Raw genomic sequence first — 18,447 nt, 5'->3', positions numbered from 1 at the left:
AATGGAAGGATATATAAAAACGGATCGTCTGCAAGTCGCAAAAGTACTATATGATTTTGTAAATCAGGAGGCACTTCCGGGTACCGGGCTGGACCGTGATCATTTTTGGAAGGATTTTGGAAAGCTTGTGTCTGATTTGGCTCCAAAGAATAAAGCATTATTGGCGGAGCGTGATCAAATACAGGAGCAAATTGATCATTGGCATAAGGAAAACAAAGCATTTGATTTTAATAAATATAAGGCATTTTTAAAGGAAATTGGCTATTTGGAAGAACCGGTGGAAGATTTTAAAATAGAAACGGAAAATATTGATGACACGATTACAACACAAGCCGGGCCGCAACTTGTGGTGCCGATTGACAATGCACGCTATGCCCTGAATGCTGCCAACGCCCGCTGGGGTTCTCTGTATGATGCATTGTACGGGACGGATGTGATCAGCGAGGAAGGCGGTGCGGAGAAAGAAGGTGCTTATAATCCGGTCCGTGGTGATAAAGTAATAGCTTTTGCAAAAAACTTCCTTGATGAACATGTCGCGCTTGCAACAGCTTCCCATGCTGAAGCTGCAGGGTATACCGTAGTAAACGGGAAACTGGAAGTTACCCTGAAGAACGGGGAAAAAACAGGCCTGAAGGACCCTGCCAAATTCGCCGGTTACCAGGGAAATGAAACGGAGCCGACCGCGGTATTATTAAAAAATAACGGCCTGCACATGGAAATTCAAATTGACCGCAGCCATCCGATTGGAAAAACAGATCCGGCGGGTGTGAAGGATGTGTATTTGGAATCTGCCACCTCCAGTATCATGGACTGTGAAGATTCCGTCGCCGCAGTCGATGCCGAGGACAAAACACTTGTATACCGCAACTGGCTGGGCCTCAACAAAGGGGATCTGACCGCAAAGTTTGAAAAAGGCGGAAAAGAAGTTACCCGTACATTAAACCCTGATCGCGAATATACAGGTCCGAATGGGGAAAAAGTGACACTTTCCGGGCGTGTGCTCATGTTCGTCCGCAACGTGGGACATTTAATGACGAATAATGCCATTCTCGATGAAAATGGGGAAGAAATACCCGAAGGAATCATGGACGGCGTGTTTACAAGCCTGATGGCAAAACATGGTCTGCTTGGAAATGGACAATACCAAAACTCCGCCAAAGGTTCTGTTTATATCGTGAAGCCAAAAATGCACGGCTCCAGGGAAGTAGCTTTTGCCAATGAATTATTCAGCCGGGTGGAAGATATGCTCGAGTTGAAGCGCAACACGCTGAAAATTGGTGTCATGGACGAAGAACGCCGCACGAGCCTGAATTTAAAGAACGCGATTTATGAAGTGAAAGAAAGAGTTGTTTTCATTAACACCGGTTTCCTCGATCGCACGGGTGATGAAATTCATACTGCGATGGAAGCAGGACCGATGATTCGAAAAGGGGAAATGAAAGCATCCACATGGCTGAACGGCTATGAGAAAAACAATGTAAGGATTGGCCTGGATGCCGGCTTGAAAGGAAGGGCGCAAATCGGTAAAGGGATGTGGGCCATGCCTGATTTAATGTCGGATATGCTCGAGCAGAAAGTGGGTCATTTGAAAGCAGGCGGCAATACGGCCTGGGTACCATCCCCGACAGCGGCAACATTACATGCGATTCACTATCATCAAATTAATGTAAATAAAGTGCAGGAAGAACTGCTGAATGAAAAAACAGAATACGAGGATGATATTTTACAAATTCCGGTTGCGGAAAATCCAAACTGGTCTGAGGAAGAAATACAGGAAGAGCTGGATAACAGTGCGCAAACACTTCTCGGCTATGTTGTCCGCTGGGTGGAGCAAGGTATCGGATGTTCCAAGGTGCCGGATATTAACGATATCGGTCTGATGGAAGACCGCGCCACATTGCGGATCTCCAGTCAGATGCTTACCAATTGGCTGCATCACGGTGTTTGCACAGAAGCTCAAGTAATGGATACGCTGAAACGCATGGCAAAAGTTGTTGATGGACAAAATGCAGGCGATGCAGCATACCGGCCGATGGCTCCTGACTTTGACAGTTCTGTTGCCTTCCAGGCTGCATGTGATCTTGTGTTCAAAGGAAAAGAGCAGCCAAGCGGGTATACAGAACCTATATTGCATCAACGCCGACTTGAGGCGAAGGAGAAGTTTTCGGTAAAAAGCTGAATGATTGAACGCGGATCTTTCTGCAACCAACCAAACAAACTGAACTGACATCGGCAGCGGCAGCCCGGTACGGAGGTGCTGCCGCTGCTGTTACAAGCATATTTCCCATTCAATATGTTGCTTATAGAGGTGTTGCAGAGGTGAATTTGACTTTTATTTAAAAGAGTGGTTAACTATAAACAAATTTATCTGAATACATTTTAAAAACGGAATATTTCTTCGTTGTCCATTACAAAAGGGCATTCCTATGTCATATTCACTCGTGGCTCAATAGAGGGTGCACCAGAAGAAATGCATTCCACAGTGGCATATGGACAAGGGAAAACGCCTGAGAGTTGAAAGTTTTGCTTCTCTCCCAAAAATTATCCCAAAGGGGGTATTTTCATATGATTTATTCAGACACGGCAGGTATTTTGCCGACAGAACAAATAAAAGAAAATATGGAACCGGCACATCTGCTTGGAAATGACGGGGCACAGGTTATGGAAGCTCATACCGAGGAGGATATTTCCAGGGTGCTCTCCTATGCCAACCAAAATGAAAAAACGGTTCATGTAGTATCCGGCGGTACGAAGCGGGGATATGGCGGCGAACTGGAACAGGCGGACATTTTATTGTCTCTGGCAAATTATAAAGGCATTGTCGAGCATTCCGTCGGAGATCTTACGATGACTGTAAGGCCGGGCACCACCCTAAAAGAAATCACGGATGAACTGGCAAAAAGCGGCCAGTTTGTTGCATTGGACACTCCGTGGCCTGAAAAAGCAACGATTGGCGGCATTATTTCCGCAAATGACAGCGGTTCCAAACGACTGCTATACGGATCGGCGAGGGATCTCGTGATCGGAACCCGAATTGTTTACGCGGACGGAAGGGTGATCCGTACAGGCGGCAAGGTCGTAAAAAATGTAGCCGGCTATGATATGAATAAGCTGTTTATCGGAGCGATGGGAACACTAGGGGTCATTAGTGAAATTACGATGAAATTGCGCCCCCTGCCCAAGTATGAAGGGCTGTCACTGCTCCATTTCCCTGAAGGCAGCACAAAAGCAATTCATGATTTTTCCGTTCATCTGCTTGACTCGATGATGGAACCCGTCGCTTTGGAACTGTTAACCCCGGCTCTTTCAAATAGATTAACCGGTGAAAACAGCTACACGCTGGCGATTGCATTTGAAGACAGGGAGAAAGCGGTGCTGGCTCAGGAAAAATGGGTACAGGAAAATTTGCCAACAGGTGTAAAACATACTGTCCTGCATCAGGAAGAGGCCAAAAATTGGTGGGAGGATTTCCGCCATATTGGGCCAAATGGCTATAATGATGAAAATAACGAGGCAGCTACACAGGCTGCACTAAAAATAGGAAGCAATAACCTGGACGTACTTGTGAACCTGCAAGCTGCAACAGAGCTTGCTGAGGATTTTCAGCTCACTGTTGAAGCACATGGTGGCCTGGGGCATGGAATATCCCGGGTGTATGTAAAAGGACTGCCGGAAGACATTGTTTCCTACATTCAAAGAATGAGAACCAAAGCAGAAGAAAGACATGGCTACGCAGTGTGCACGCATTTGCCATTTGCGCTAAGGGAGACAGTCAGTGTCTGGGGAGATAAGCCGGCACACTTTGCCCTGCTGGAAGGAATTAAGCAAACAAATGACCCGAAGCAGATTCTTAATCGGAATCGATTTGTAGGAGGTATATAACATGAATGTCGGTGAGAAGGAAAGAGGGACAGTAAATCTGGCAAATCTCCTGGAAAATGGCGGGCCGGCCTGTGAAACAAAAACATTGGGAAACTATCTGTGGGATGATTTGCCTGACCCGGATAAATGGGCGGACTGTGTGCACTGCGGCATGTGCCTGGAAGCATGTCCAACATACCAGGAAACAGGGGAAGAGCAGCACTCGCCAAGGGGAAGGGTTTATTTAATTAAAGCCGTGGCGGAAGGAAAAATAGATATTAATGAAGCATTTTCCAAGCCTGTATTTGACTGCCTGGATTGCAGGGCCTGTGAAACAGCTTGTCCGGCAGATGTTCAGGTAGGCGGTCTGATTGAGGAAGCCCGCGGGCAAATCCGTCAGGCGATGCCTTTAAAAGGCTTTAAGGGCAAGATGAGCAAAAAAATGTTAAATGATGTTTTACCAAATAAGAAAAGGATGGATATGCTTGGCGGCCTCATGCGTTTTTATCAGAATAGCGGCATGCAAACCGTTGCCAGAAAAACAGGAGTGCTGAATGTGTTGCCAAGCCAGCTGAAAAACATGGAATCGATTCTCCCGAAAGTTGGTAAACCAGTGCTCGGCAACTATCCGGAATCGGTGCAGACTGGAGGAGAAACAAAAGAGAAGGTTGGCATGCTGACAGGCTGTATTATGGATGTCATGTTCAGTGATGTGAACGAAGCCACGATTCGCGTGCTCAACCATAATGGCTTTGAAGTGGGTCTTCCGAAAGAGCAGGGATGCTGCGGGGCACTACATGTTCACGCCGGTGACAGGGAGAAAGGGAAGGAACTCGCCAAACAGAATATCGAGGCTTTTAAAGATTACGACAAGGTACTTATCAATTCTGCAGGCTGCGGCTGTGCGCTTCAGGAATATGATGAACTGTTCCGTAATGATCCGGAAATGCTCCCTTTGGCAAAGGAATTTTCGGAAAAAGTGGAGGATGTTTCCAAATTCTTGTATGACAATGACTTTAAACGGCCAATATCGGAAATAAATACGAAAGTCACCTACCATGATGCATGTCACCTTGCTCACGGGCAGGGGGTACGCGACGAACCACGGGAAATTTTAAAAGAAATTCCGGGTGTGGAAATGGTTGATTTGCCTGATGCCGACAGATGCTGCGGCAGTGCGGGAATTTATAATCTCACCCATCCTGACATGGCGGGGAAACTGCTGGAACGCAAAGTCGATGATATTCCCGAAAATGTGGAAATGATTTCGATGGGAAATCCCGGGTGCATGCTGCAAATTGCCATGGGCGTACAGAAACACGGACGCAGTGAAAAGGTTGTCCATACCGTCCAGCTGCTTGACTGGGCTTATGAAAAGGATAAACAGCAAGTGAAATCATAACGGATGAGGGGGTGCCTGATTTGTTTGGAAAAAAGCGAAAAATGGAAAGACCGGATGCGATTGTTCGGCAATTAATGGATATCGTTGGTGAAAGGGAAGTGCTGTATAAGAAAGAAGACTTGATTTCCTACGAATGCGACGGCTATACAATGTCCAAGGGAATGCCAAAAGCGGTTGTTTTTGTCCAGGATACACAGCAGGTTTCCGATGTGGTGAAATGTTTAAATAAAGAAGAAATACCTTATATTGCAAGAGGAGCCGGCACCGGTTTAAGCGGCGGCGCAACACCGCTGGGCGGGGAAGTGCTGATCAGCATGGTAAAAATGAAGAGATTGCTTCATTTGGACCTGGAAAATAGAAAAGCTGTGGTGGAACCGGGGTATATCAATTTAAAACTGACCCAGTCCATTTCAGATAAAGGTTATTATTATGCGCCGGATCCATCGAGCCAGTATGCATGCACCATTGGCGGAAATGTGGCTGAAAACTCCGGTGGGGCACATTGTTTAAAATATGGGGTAACGACTAATCATATTTTAGGCCTGGAAATTGTGCTGCCGAGTGGGGAGATCATTGAATTAAGTGAAGAAGGAGTCCCGGACCAGCCGGGATATGATTTGCTTGGTCTTTTGACCGGTTCGGAAGGGACGTTGGGCATTGTGACCAAAGTGACGGTGAAGGTGCTGAAAAATCCGCAGGGAAAGAAAACGGTGCTTGCCTATTATGATGATATTGACGATGCAAGTCAGGCCGTTTCCGACATTATCGCTGCCGGTATTATTCCTGCTGCACTTGAAATGATGGATGGGATCGCCATTGAAGGGGTGGAATCGGCAGCCTACCCGGTGGGACATCCGATGGATATTGCTGCATTTCTTCTGATTGAAGTGGATGGCATTGCCGCCGGTATCGATGATCAAATTGAGGAAATCCTTACCGTATGCAAAAAGAACCATGTGCGTGAGGTAAAAGTGGCCAAGGATGAGGCTGAGCGTGGCCTCTGGTGGGCAAACCGCAAGATGGGCTTCGGGGCCATGGGTGCCATATCTCCGGATTATCTCGTTCAGGACGGGGTGATACCGAGAACCCGACTGCCGGAAGTGCTGGCCAAAATTACGGAAATCAGCCGGAAGTATGAGCTGCGTATCGCGAATATTTTCCATGCAGGAGATGGCAACCTGCACCCGCTTATTTTGTATGATGCCAGTGTGCCCGGGGAAAGTGAACGTGCTTCCAAAGCAGGTTCGGAATGTTTAAAGGTATGCGCGGATGTTGGTGGTTCGATTACCGGTGAGCATGGGGTCGGCATTGAAAAATCAGCCGAGATGCGCTTCGTTTTTACCGACGAAGAAATGGCCGCGCAAACGAATATACGCGACGTATTTAACCCGGACGATCTGCTAAACCCCGGTAAACTATTTCCGCAACCGGGCCGCTGTGTGGAAGTAACCCAGTGGGACGCGGGGGCAGGTACCTTATCGAAGTAGAAAGCGTGGGATACGAGGACGGGTATTCTGTCCCAAGAACCGCGTTTTTTTGTCAAACAGAGAACGAAGATAGAACAACGGGTAAGAGAAAACGCCCCCGAAATCAATCATGAACAGAAAAAACAAAGGGGACAGCAGGGACTTGTCTCACTGTCCCCGGGGAGGATGCAGATGAAATTTGCCAGGTTTAAAAGACAGAATGATGAAACAATTTTACAGGGAATTTTGACCGATGAAGGGATCCGGGAAATAGAAGGGGATATATTCACAGACTGGGAGCAAACAAATCAAATACATAGATTAGAAGAAATAGAACTTTTGGAACCGCTTGCACCCAGGCATATTATAGGCATCGGTGCGAATTATGTCGGCAGCAAATCCGACTTGCCGGCTGCTGCTCCTGACTTGCCGGTGTTCTTTTATAAACCGCTTTCCTCCGTTATTGGCACCGGAAAACCGATTGTCATTCCTGCCAATATCGACGAGGTCAAATTTGAGTCAGAGCTGGCTGTTGTAATTGGTAAACAGGCGAGCAGCATATCTGAAGAAGAAGCAACAGATTACATTTTCGGCTATACGATTGCCAATGATGTAACGGCACCGCAATATTTCCATGAAGATGGCCATTGGATGGTTGGAAAGTCGTTTGATACATTTATGCCACTTGGACCTTTTATTGAGACAGAACTGAACCCGGACACGGTCCATGTGGAAGGATACTTGAACGGGGAGCAAAAACAGAACAGCCCGACAGAGCTGATGATTGTATCCATGAGAAAAATGATCGCTTACCTGTCCGGTGTGATGACACTGGAACAGGGAGATGTCATATTAACCGGGAGCCCGCTTGGAGCGGAAATGATGAAAGACGGGGATGAAATCTCATGTAAAATAAATGGGATTGGTGAACTGCGAAATCAAGTGCAGCAAGACCGGTCTATTAAAAAAGAATAGAAAAGCCAACCAACATCGTTAAACAACTATATGACATCTGCGGATTGAATATAGTTGTTTAATTATAAAAAAATCTTTTTAAGGAGGGAAAAGAAATTGGGGAATGGAATGTTAGCTATTCTGGCTTTACTTCCGATTATCGTTGTTGCAGTTTTTTTAGTAGGGTTAAAATGGCCTGCGAGTAAAGCAATGCCGCTTTCCTACATCGTTGCAGTATTGCTGGCGCTTTTTGTTTGGGATGTGGCTTTTCCGCAAGTCGCTGCTGCTTCTGTCCATGGTCTGATCGTGGCTGTAACGCTTTTATTCATTATTTTCGGTGCGATTTTGCTATTGAACACATTGCAGGAGAGTGGAGGTCTTCATACCATTAGGCGGGGTTTTACCGATATTTCTCCGGACCGCCGTATTCAGGTCATTATCATTGCATGGCTGTTTGGTTCCTTTATTGAGGGGACAGCGGGCTTTGGAACACCTGCCGCGGTTGCGGTGCCATTAATGGTGGGGCTTGGATTCCCTGCCATGGCGGCAGTTGTCTCCGGGATGGTTATTCAGAGTACCCCGGTAACTTTCGGGGCAGTTGGAACCCCCATGGTGGTGGGGGTTGGTTCGGGAGTGGAGCCGCTCACCCAGATTACCGATGTTTCTGCGTTTGTTTTCGACGTTGCCGGAAAAACAGCCCTGCTTCATGCTGTGGCGGGATTATTAATTCCGTTATTTTTAGTCGGTCTTCTCACCCGGTTTTTTGGCAAAAACAAGTCATTCAGTGAAGGGCTGAAAGTGTGGAAATTTGCCCTTTTTGCAGCACTGGCGATGACGATCCCTTATGTTATTGTCGCCCACTTGCTCGGACCTGAATTTCCGGCCATGCTCGGCGGTTTAATTGGGCTGATTATTGTGATTCCTGCTGCCCAAAGAGGCTTCCTTACACCAAAAGGGGATGATGTGTGGGATTTTAAGGAAAAAGACCGCTGGGATCCAACCTGGACGGGTAAGGTGGAACTGAAAAATAACGATATTTATGCTGGAAAAATCAGCATGTGGCGCGCTTGGCTGCCGTATGTATTAATTGCCATTCTCTTGCTGGTTTCGAGACTGACAATAGTTGGGGATTGGCTGAAATCAGCTGTGATTGTCGTGCCAAATATCTTTGGGACGAATATTACTTCTGATTGGGAGATTCTCTTTTCCCCAGGATTTATTTTTATCGTCGTGGCGGTGCTCACATACTATATCCACGGGATGAAAGGCAGTGACTTTGCCAGAGCATGGAAAAATTCAGGGAAAACCATGCTAGCTGCAGGAACTGCCTTGGTGTTCACGGTTCCAATGGTACAGGTATTCCTGAATTCAGGCGGCGGTGCAGCCGGCTATCCGGAAATGCCGATGGCTTTGGCGGAAGGGGTGGCAAATCTGGCTGGGTCCATGTATCCGATCTTTGCCACGTTTATTGGTGGACTCGGTGCTTTTGTTGCCGGCAGTAACACGGTGAGTAATATGATGTTTTCCCTGTTTCAATTCGGGGTTGGTGAGCGTATTGGCGGTGATCCATCCTGGATGGTTGCACTTCAGGCGCTTGGCGGTGCAGCCGGTAACATGATTTGTGTGCATAACGTGGTGGCTGCATCTGCTGTTGTTGGTCTGGTTGGAAAGGAAGGGCTGGTTATCCGTAAAACCCTTTTGCCGTTCCTCTATTACGCACTGTTGGGCGGTTCCATTGGCTATTCTATTATGTGGACTGCGGAGCGGGGCATATTCAATATTGGATCGATCCTGGCAGTAATTATTTGGACCATTGCTATCTTCATTATTGCGACAAACAACAGGCGTCTGCATGCTATTGACCGGAAACATAAAAGTGCTTAAGCAGTTAAGACTGCAATGAACCTGATAGTAGTCAGGCCCGTGTAAAGGGATAGCAATATGCTATCTCTTTTCACTTGCTTAAGTTGAAGCGCGATACAAACAGAGTACGGTTAGCAAAAACAACAGACCAAAAAAATACAACCGCAAAATATACTGAAAATTACGAATTGAGGGGTCAGACCCCTTTCTTTACATTTGCGGTGGGTTGGGTTATCATTCTTAATAAAGTGAATTTACTGATTTTTACAGGACTTTTGGTTTAGGTAGTTGGATGGAGGGTTGGTTATGGATGATAAGTTTGCCCTGATCATGGAGGAGAAGAAGCGTTTCCTTGTGCCTATGCTTATCTTTTTACTCGCTTTTTATTTTATGCTTCCGCTGTCACTTACTTTTTTCCCTGAGTACATGAACAGCAATAGTTTCATTCAGGGGGTCTCCTGGGGGTGGTTGTATACCTTCCTGCAGATTCCGATGACATGGTTTCTCGGTTGGGTGTATCATCAGAAATCAAAGAAGTTTGACAGGGAGCTGGAGAAGATCAGGCGGGAGGAGCTGCAGTAAACCTTGAATCTTACATACTTTCTATTTTTTATTTGTATTATTGTTTGTACATTGATTATAACGTACTGGGCCGCCAAGCGGAGTACGACAACCAACCGTTTTTACACAACGGCGGGTAGTTTAACAGGTTTTCAAAACGGCATGGCAATTGCCGGGGATTTTATTTCCGCTGCCTCTTTTTTGGGGATTGTCGGCACGATTGCCATTAACGGCTATGATGGGTTTTTATACTCCATCGGTTTTTTGGTTTCCTATTTGGTAGTGTTATTTCTGATTGCCGAGCCGGTGCATCATCTTGGGAAATATTCACTCGGGGATGTCGTCTGTTCCCGTTTTCCCGGAAGTGAAATGCGGTGGATGATGGCGATCGGCACGTTTATGATTTCTATATTTTATATGATTCCCCAGCTCGTGGCATCGGGATTTCTGCTCCGTCTCCTCCTGGATATTGATTATTCGATTTCCGTGGCGGTCATTGGCGGATTAATGACCGTATATGTCGTTTTCGGCGGGATGGTTGCCACGTCCTGGGTACAAATTGTAAAAACGATCGTACTTATGTCGGGGACCTTTTTATTATCACTCATTGTGTTTTCCAATTTTCAGTGGAACTTTACCGATTTTGCGCAGCAAGTCAAAGATGGCACCCCATTGGGAGAGGCGTTTTTTCTGCCCGGTCAATTATTTGAAAATCCTTTGGAGTTTTTCTCGCTCCAGCTTGCTTTAATCCTAGGTACGGCCGGCCTGCCCCATATTTTAATCCGGTTGTTTACTGTTCGCAATACGTTGGAGGTTCGCCGCTCTTTAATGAGTGCCACCTGGATCATTGGCCTTTTTTATGTCATGACCCTTGTGCTGGGACTTGGGACAGTGGCTGTTTTGGGCTATCATACGCTGGTCGGGGCGGATGCTACCGGGAATCTGGCTGCACCGCTGTTGGCAAGGGAGGTCGGCGGTGATTTCCTTTTGGCATTTATTTCAGCCATAGCCTTTACGACGATCGTGGCAGTAGTGGCTGGTCTTGTTATTTCCGCGACGACGGCATTTTCCCATGATATCTACCACCATATTTTGAAAAAGGGAAAATCAACGGAAAAGGAGCAGCTGATGGCGGCCAGATGGACTGCGCTGGGGATTGGCCTCATCTCTACCCTGTTTGCCCTGCGGCTTGAATCGATTAATGTGACGTTTTTGGTATCGATGACATTTGTTGTGGCAGCATCAAGCATTTTTCCCGTCCTTTTATTGACAATCTATTGGAAGCGCTTTAATAAAATTGGCGCGATTACAGGGATGCTGAGTGGACTGCTTGCTTCTATCCTGTTACTTTTACTGGGACCGAATATTATGCATGTGGATGGCGGCTATATTGCAAGAGAAGCCATTATCCCCCTGTACAATCCGGGTGTGATCGCCATTCCAATCGGTTTCCTCGGCGCAATCATCGGAACGCTGGCAGCACCGGGAGGCAAACAGGATGACATGGAATACAGGAAATTTTTTAAACGGGCACAAACCGGGCCGGGGAGAGAAAGCGCGTGAAAGATTTAACAATTATTTTACTGGAACGAATGGGTTTATTGTTGGTAATTGCTTTTGTCATGACGAGAACGCCCGGATTTAAAACATTATTATACCGCGAGTTCAGCTGGAAAATGTCCATGGTCCATGCCCTGGTGTTTGGGATCTTCGGCATCGCCATTACGATTACAGGCGTCATCATTACCGAAGAAACGGTCATTCGCGATTTCGTTCTTTTTCCTGTGGAAAATAATCAGCTGATTGTCAGTTCCAGTTTGGTTCCGGTCGTGATTGCCGGGCTGCTGGGCGGGCCGATTGTCGGACTCGGTGCCGGTGTCATCGCCGGGGGACACTTAATGTTCCTTGGCGGGATCGGCTGGCTTGCCAATGGCCTGGTGAATCCGCTCACCGGGTTGTTGGCCGGGCTCACGGCAAGATTCTTTTCCAATGAACGGGTTATTTCTCCGTGGAAAGCTTTGTTTATTGGCGTTTTTCCACCAATTTTGCAGATGCAGCTACTGCTCATCCTATACACGGATTCGGCACAAATGGTGGAGATTGTCGATCAGATCGGCTTGCCGCTCGTTTTATCCAATAGTCTTGCCATTGCTGTTTTTACTGCCATGATCGGTATCGTACTGCGGGAGCAGGAAAATGAAGCGGCGCTTGCCACGAAGCAGGCCTTAACCATCGCCGAGGAAGCACTTCCTTATTTGAAAAAGGAGTTTACTTCGGAAGGGGCAAAAGGCATTGCCGATTTACTGTATGAGAGGCTGGAGCTTGCTGCCGTGTCGGTGACCAACAGCAATGAAGTGATGGCACACAGGGGAGTGGGGAAAAGTCATCACCGCCCCGGGGATCTGATCCGGGCACCGGTTTCCCGGGAGGCCATCCAATCAAAAGAAATGAAAGTAACCTATACAAAAGAAGGAATAGACTGCGGGCATAAAAAGTGTGCATTGGGAGCAGCGATTGTAATTCCTGTCATGGTGGGAAGTCAGGTGGAGGGACTCATTACTTTTTATTTTCGGAAAGCACACCATATTTCCCCGGTCGAATTGACCATGGCAGAGGGGATCGGGCAGTTTATTTCCAATCAGCTCCATGTGCTCGATGCGGAAAAAATAAAGACACATATCCGGGATGCGGAATTGCGGAACCTGCAGGCACAGATCAATCCGCATTTTCTGTTTAATACATTGCAGCTGATTGCAACTTTATTTCGTGAATCACCGGAAAAAGCACGCCATATTACTTTGCAATTGGCAAACTATATGCGGTTTAATTTACGGCTCGTTTCCAAGTCGTTAATCGAGTTGGAAAAGGAATGTGAACATGTGGAAGCATATGCATCCATTATTCAAGCCAGGTTTGCCGGACGGCTGGACATCAGCTTTGAAAAACCGGAGAATGTTTCCGGCATTTATATTCCACCCTCAACGATCCAGCCATTAGTGGAAAATAGCATTCAGCACGGGCTAAACAACAAAAAGGGAAAAGGAAAAATTGAGATAAAAATCGAAAAGTGGAATGGGGATATTGCTATTATGGTACGCGACAATGGAAGCGGATTTCCGGAGCATATATTGGCTGATGCGGGTCATACACCTTTACAGGGGATAAAAAATGGCGGGACAGGTATGTACAATGTGAATCAGCGTCTCATCCGTCTGCTTGGTGATAGTGCCGAAATCTCCATTCGTAATTTGCCGGAGGGCGGAAGTGAAGTGTATTTTGCGATACCCGGAACGACTGAAATGGAAAGGCAGGCGATACCATGAATTTGCGCGCAATGATCGCTGAAGATGAATTAATGGCAAGGAAGGAATTGCTCTATTTGCTGAAAAACGAAAAGGATATCGTCCTTCTTCCGCATGCGGAAACAGGCGAGCAATTAATTGAATTGTATTCGGAACACCAACCGGATATCATTTTTCTGGATGTGGAAATGCCCGGCTTAACCGGGGTGGAGGCGGCCAGGTATATTACGGAAAGATCGGAGGGCCATTCTCCATTATTTGTTTTTACCACTGCCTACGATGAATACGCCTTTGATGCTTTTGAAATAGAGGCAGTGGATTATTTGCTGAAGCCATATGAAGAAACACGGTTCCAAAAGGCAATGGCGCGGCTCCGCAACAATATTGGCATGGCTGAAAAAAATAAACCCCGGACCGAAACATCCGGCCAAAACGAGCTCACAACATCCAGGCTGCTCATTGATGATGGGGAAAGAATGGTGGCATTATCGCCTGAAGCGATTTATTATGCCGTTCCGAACAAACCGATGCTGGAAATTCATACCGAGGATAAAGTACTTTACAGCAAGATGACGCTGCAGGAACTGGAGGAAAAGTTATCAGGATATTCATTCTTCCGGGCCCACCGCAGTTACTTGGTAAATTTAAATCATATATTGGAAATCACCCCGTGGTTCAACGGAACGAGCAATATAACACTGAAGGATAAATATAAAACGAAAATTCCTGTCAGCCGGAAAGCAAGCAAGACCATTCTGGAAAAATTCAAAGTTTAGCCATTGGTCATTGTATAAAAACCATTCAGATATAAAAATCAACCGTTTATCCTTACTTCGTCCATGAAAGGGAGTAAATTATTATAATACACAGTAAGCGCTTACAGTTGGGACTTGTATTTCACTGGTAAGTGCCACAAAACAAAAGGATAAACGGGAGGATGGTTTTAATGACTGCTCAACAAGAATATGCCGAAGCGTATCAGGATAAAAAGATGGATTATGTGGCGGTGGAAAAAAGCAGCGAGTTTAAGAGGTTTATGGGCAATAAGAAAAAGTTCACCGTGCCTTTTACGATTTTTTTCCTTATATTTTACTTTACACTGCCTGTATTAACATCGTACACGACGTTTCTGAACGCATCTTTTTTTGGTGATATATCCTGGGTTTGGGTATTTGCATTTTCACAATTTGTGATGGTGTGGGTGCTCTGTACGGTTTATGTAAGAAAAGCGGCTTCCTTTGACAAGAAAGCAAAAGAAATTATTGATGATCAAATCAATAAGGGAGGCCGTACGTAATGGATCCGATTGTTATTGTTCTTTTTCTTGCCATTGTCATGTTGACCCTTGCGATCACGTATTATGCAGCGAAAAATACAAAATCCACCGGGGACTTTTACACGGCAGGCGGCGGGCTGACCGGATGGCAAAACGGGCTGGCTATTGCCGGTGATTATTTATCGGCAGCATCGTTTCTAGGTATTGCCGGGGCGATTGCCTTAAATGGTTTTGATGGGTTCTTTTACAGTATTGGATTTCTCATCGCTTATTTGGTTGTGCTGTTTTTAGTTGCAGAGCCGCTGAGAAATCTCGGGAAATATACACTTGCGGATATGATCAACTCCCGCTTTGATGCCAAAAAGGTAAGGGGTGCAGCCGCGCTCAGTACGATTACGATTGTTTTATTTTATATGATTGCACAGCTTGTAGGTGCCGGTGCGCTTATTCAATTGTTATTCGGCATTGATTATTGGATAGCGGTGTTAATTGTCGGGGTGATGATGACCATTTACGTCCTCTTTGGCGGCATGATTGCAACGAGCTGGGTGCAGATTACGAAGGCAGTGCTGCTTATGGCTGGTATGGTTATCGTTTCCTTTTTGGTCCTGTGGAATTTTAACTTTAATATTTCAGCCATGTTTACGGAGGTAAAGACAGCAACAAGTCATGGTGCTGATTATTTAAAGCCGGGCATACAATATGATAACGGAATCGGAACTATATCTCTGATGCTGGCGCTCGTCCTTGGTACTTCCGGTTTGCCGCATATTCTCATGCGCTTTTTCACGGTGAAGGATGCAAAAACGGCCAGAAGCTCGGTTGTCGTGGCCACATGGACCATTGGTATTTTTTATGTGTTAACTTTGTTCCTCGGGTTCGGGGCAGCAGCGTTTGTCGGTGAAAGCAGCATTCTGGCAGCAAATCCCGGAGGAAATATGGCAGCACCACTGCTTGCAGAAGCAATTGGCGGAAATATTTTATTTGCATTAATATCTGCAGTCGCCTTTGCTACAATTTTGGCCGTGGTGGCAGGACTTGTATTATCGGGAGCTTCCGCATTTGCCCACGATATTTATGGGCAGATTATTAAGAAGGGAAAAACAACCGACAGAGAAGCGATGCTGGCAGCACGTTATGCAGCGCTTGGTGTATCGGTGCTTTCCATTGTGCTGGCGCTGGGTGCACAAACTTTAAACGTGGCATTCTTGGTATCTTTGGCATTCTGTATTGCAGCCAGTGCCAATTTGCCGGTCATTTTGTATACGGTGTACTGGAAAAGGTTTAATACTACCGGTGCAATAACTGCTATTTTATTTGGGCTTATATCCGCATTGGTGCTCGTGTCCATGAGTCCGAGCGTATTTTCTCCGGTGGAAGGAGCCGCATTATTCGTAGGTAATCCGATCTTCCCGATTGAAAACCCGGCGATTGTCAGTGTGCCGCTAGGATTCCTGGGAGGTTATCTTGGTACGGTATTCTCCAAAGAGACGGATTTCAAACGCTATGCGGAAGTAAAAGTAAAGGCCCATACCGGGTACAAAGAGACGAGTTAACAGATGATGTTTCGGTTAAAACTGGCGTGTTTTCAACGCTGGTGGCAAAGAAACGTCCGGCAGAAAACGGTCTGCTATGATCTGTACTTACCGTATTTAAAGTTGCATATTTTCCAAAAATATTATAAAATTTGTAATCAAACGATAATTATTTATATTGTTAAGCTTATGCTGCTGTTTATAATGGACGGCAGTATAGGCAAGCAAATTTTAGGGAGGCCGCTTTATGAAGGGAAAGTCATTTGCTTAATTTGAAACGTTTCCATTTTGTTGAATGAATGGTTTTTTTCCGGGCTTCTGCAGATGTTTTACCAATACCAATTTAAATTTTCAGGGGAATGGGGAGGAGATCATATGAGTCACGAGATATTAGTACCGGATGAGAAGAAGTTTGCAAATTACCCGCAACAGCCGCATGGCGGTAAATTGGTGAACAGGGTGCTGACCGGGCAGGAACGGGAGGATGCCCTGGCCCGTGCGAAGCAGCTGCCGATGATTATGGTGGATATGGAGGCGATCATTACACTGGAGATGATCGGAACAGGGGTGCTGTCTCCGAATGAAGGTTTTATGGATGAGGAAAATTATAAATCCGTACTGACCGAGGGGCGGTTGGCAAATGGGGTTGTCTGGCCGGTGCCACTCAGTTTTGCGCCAATCGGAGAACGCAATAAGCAGATTATTGATACGTTATCGGTTGGTGACGAGGTGGTGCTGACCGATGAAACGAAAGAACCATATGCCATCTTGAAACTGAATGACATTTTCCATTATGACAGGGAGTTTCGTGCCAAGCATTTATTCGGGACGACAGACCGAAATCATCCGGGGGTGGACTCCATTTACCGGAGGATGGGGGATACCGCTTTGGGCGGACCAATTCAATTGCTGAACAGAGCCCATTGGGGACCGTTTGAGGAAATCCGCCTCGAGCCAAAGGATACGTGGGAATTATTTTATGAGGAAAAGAAATTTACATCCGTCGGCGGATTTATTACGGGAGCAAACCCACTCCACCGGGGGCATGAATATATTCACCGGAACGCCCTGGAGGAGCTTGATGCATTATTTGTTCAGCCGCTCGTGGAAATGGCGAAGCGGGAATATACGCGCCATGAATTCCGGGTGCTGTCCTACCGCAGTGTGATGGATACGTATTATCCAAAAGAGAGAGCTGTCCTTGCGCCGCTCCGGGTGACGTATATTTTTGCCGGACCGCGGGAAGCCGTGCTGCATGCACTGATTATGAAAAACTACGGCTGTACCCACGCGTTAATTGGCAGGGACCATGCGGGGATTGGCGATTATTATGATAAATACGCCAGCCATACGGTGTTTGATGAGTATACAGCAGAGGAACTGGAAATTGATATTCGCCTGTTCCATGAAGTGTTCTACTGCACACGCTGTGATCATCCGGCAACAGAGCAGACCTGTCCGCACGGGGAGCAGTACCGCATTAATATTTCCGGTACGGGAATCAGGGAGTTGCTCCGTTACGGCGTATTGCCGCCAAAGGAAATTGTCCGTCCGGAATCAGCCCGGATTGCCATGCAGGGCGTACAGCCAAAGGGCATGGATGAAAATGCGCAGGCCATCAATCCGGTAGGGAAAACGATTAAGAGCATTTTTCCATATTACTTGAAATATAAGCGGCTGGGTGGACCTTTGCGGAAGGAACCGCTCAAGGCGGAAGATTTAACGATAGAAGATTTGGAAACGGCGATTATGGATGTCCGTGCCAATTCCGACAAAGTGTATGGTGACATTTTCGGCGAGTTCAGCTATTTGACCGATATGCTTCGCTCCGTCCAGCCTGATTGGGTAGCGGATGCCAGAGAGTCGATCGAGCGCCAGCAGAAAATGGTCGTGGCATACCTTGAGGAAAAAGTGGAGCGCGCACCGGACCAGGCATCCGATGAATTTATGTACCAGGATAAGGAAGAAGCTGCACGCGAACTCGAAACAGCCCGAAAAATCGCTGCAGACATCCCATCCGCCATGCGAAAAGAAGACATGGAATACAGAGCCTGGAACCCGCTCCCGTATAAAAGGTACCGGAGCGGAGACTAAGATTGAATATTGCGAATTGTGGGGTCAGACCCCCACCGCTTTAAAGGGGTAAAGTGTTTCTCTATATATAGGGGATAAGTAAAGCCACCCGTTCAATGGGTGGCTTGATTTAGTCTATTTATTAGACATACTT

Annotated in this window: 13 protein-coding genes; all 13 read left to right on the top strand. The window is 46.5% G+C overall.

What is annotated here, in order from left to right; genetic code table 11:
• Position 1: 1 nt before the first annotated feature.
• The 13 genes from ACZ42C_RS10075 (at position 2) to ACZ42C_RS10015 (ending at position 18,314) form a co-directional block, all read left to right on the top strand.
• Positions 2-2,179, top strand: a complete 2,178-nt coding sequence (locus ACZ42C_RS10075; RefSeq protein WP_461181978.1) for a malate synthase G — start codon at positions 2-4, stop codon at positions 2,177-2,179.
• A gap of 386 nt (positions 2,180-2,565) precedes the next feature.
• Entirely contained in the window at positions 2,566-3,882 is a 1,317-nt protein-coding gene (locus ACZ42C_RS10070) for an FAD-binding oxidoreductase (RefSeq protein ID WP_461181979.1), read from the top strand.
• Position 3,883: 1 nt separating this feature from the next.
• Entirely contained in the window at positions 3,884-5,263 is a 1,380-nt protein-coding gene (locus tag ACZ42C_RS10065) for a (Fe-S)-binding protein (RefSeq protein ID WP_461181980.1), read from the top strand.
• 41 nt (positions 5,264-5,304) lie between these two features.
• On the top strand, positions 5,305-6,750 hold the full coding sequence (locus ACZ42C_RS10060; protein WP_461182015.1) for an FAD-linked oxidase C-terminal domain-containing protein: 1,446 nt from the start codon (positions 5,305-5,307) through the stop codon (positions 6,748-6,750).
• A 171-nt stretch (positions 6,751-6,921) separates the two neighbouring features.
• Positions 6,922-7,704: a fumarylacetoacetate hydrolase family protein gene (locus tag ACZ42C_RS10055; protein WP_461181981.1), complete on the top strand. Its 783-nt coding sequence runs from the start codon at positions 6,922-6,924 to the stop codon at positions 7,702-7,704.
• Between the two features lie 96 nt (positions 7,705-7,800).
• Complete coding sequence (locus tag ACZ42C_RS10050) at positions 7,801-9,567, top strand: L-lactate permease (RefSeq protein WP_461181982.1); 1,767 nt, start codon at positions 7,801-7,803, stop codon at positions 9,565-9,567.
• Between the two features lie 285 nt (positions 9,568-9,852).
• Positions 9,853-10,128, top strand: coding sequence for a DUF485 domain-containing protein (locus ACZ42C_RS10045; RefSeq protein ID WP_461181983.1), 276 nt, complete (start codon positions 9,853-9,855; stop codon positions 10,126-10,128).
• A gap of 3 nt (positions 10,129-10,131) precedes the next feature.
• The gene (locus ACZ42C_RS10040; protein ID WP_461181984.1) at positions 10,132-11,670 is read left to right on the top strand and encodes a solute symporter family protein; all 1,539 of its coding nucleotides are present in this window, start codon (positions 10,132-10,134) and stop codon (positions 11,668-11,670) included.
• Entirely contained in the window at positions 11,667-13,430 is a 1,764-nt protein-coding gene (locus ACZ42C_RS10035; protein ID WP_461181985.1) for a LytS/YhcK type 5TM receptor domain-containing protein, read from the top strand. The genes ACZ42C_RS10040 and ACZ42C_RS10035 overlap by 4 nt, the downstream gene beginning before the upstream one ends.
• On the top strand, positions 13,427-14,185 hold the full coding sequence (locus tag ACZ42C_RS10030; RefSeq protein ID WP_461181986.1) for a LytR/AlgR family response regulator transcription factor: 759 nt from the start codon (positions 13,427-13,429) through the stop codon (positions 14,183-14,185). The genes ACZ42C_RS10035 and ACZ42C_RS10030 overlap by 4 nt, the downstream gene beginning before the upstream one ends.
• A gap of 170 nt (positions 14,186-14,355) precedes the next feature.
• Complete coding sequence (locus tag ACZ42C_RS10025) at positions 14,356-14,706, top strand: DUF485 domain-containing protein (protein ID WP_461181987.1); 351 nt, start codon at positions 14,356-14,358, stop codon at positions 14,704-14,706.
• Positions 14,706-16,241 carry a solute symporter family protein gene (locus tag ACZ42C_RS10020; protein ID WP_461181988.1) on the top strand — a complete coding sequence of 512 codons (1,536 nt, stop codon included), beginning with the start codon at positions 14,706-14,708 and terminating at the stop codon, positions 16,239-16,241. Before ACZ42C_RS10025 ends, ACZ42C_RS10020 begins: the two co-directional genes overlap by 1 nt.
• Positions 16,242-16,595: 354 nt before the next feature.
• Entirely contained in the window at positions 16,596-18,314 is a 1,719-nt protein-coding gene (locus tag ACZ42C_RS10015; protein WP_461181989.1) for a sulfate adenylyltransferase, read from the top strand.
• Positions 18,315-18,447 lie beyond the last annotated feature (133 nt).

The sequence above is a fragment of the Virgibacillus kimchii genome, assembly GCF_055379185.1.
The sequence above is the reverse complement of the archived record's forward strand: the minus strand, read 5'-3'. Positions and strand labels throughout refer to the sequence as shown.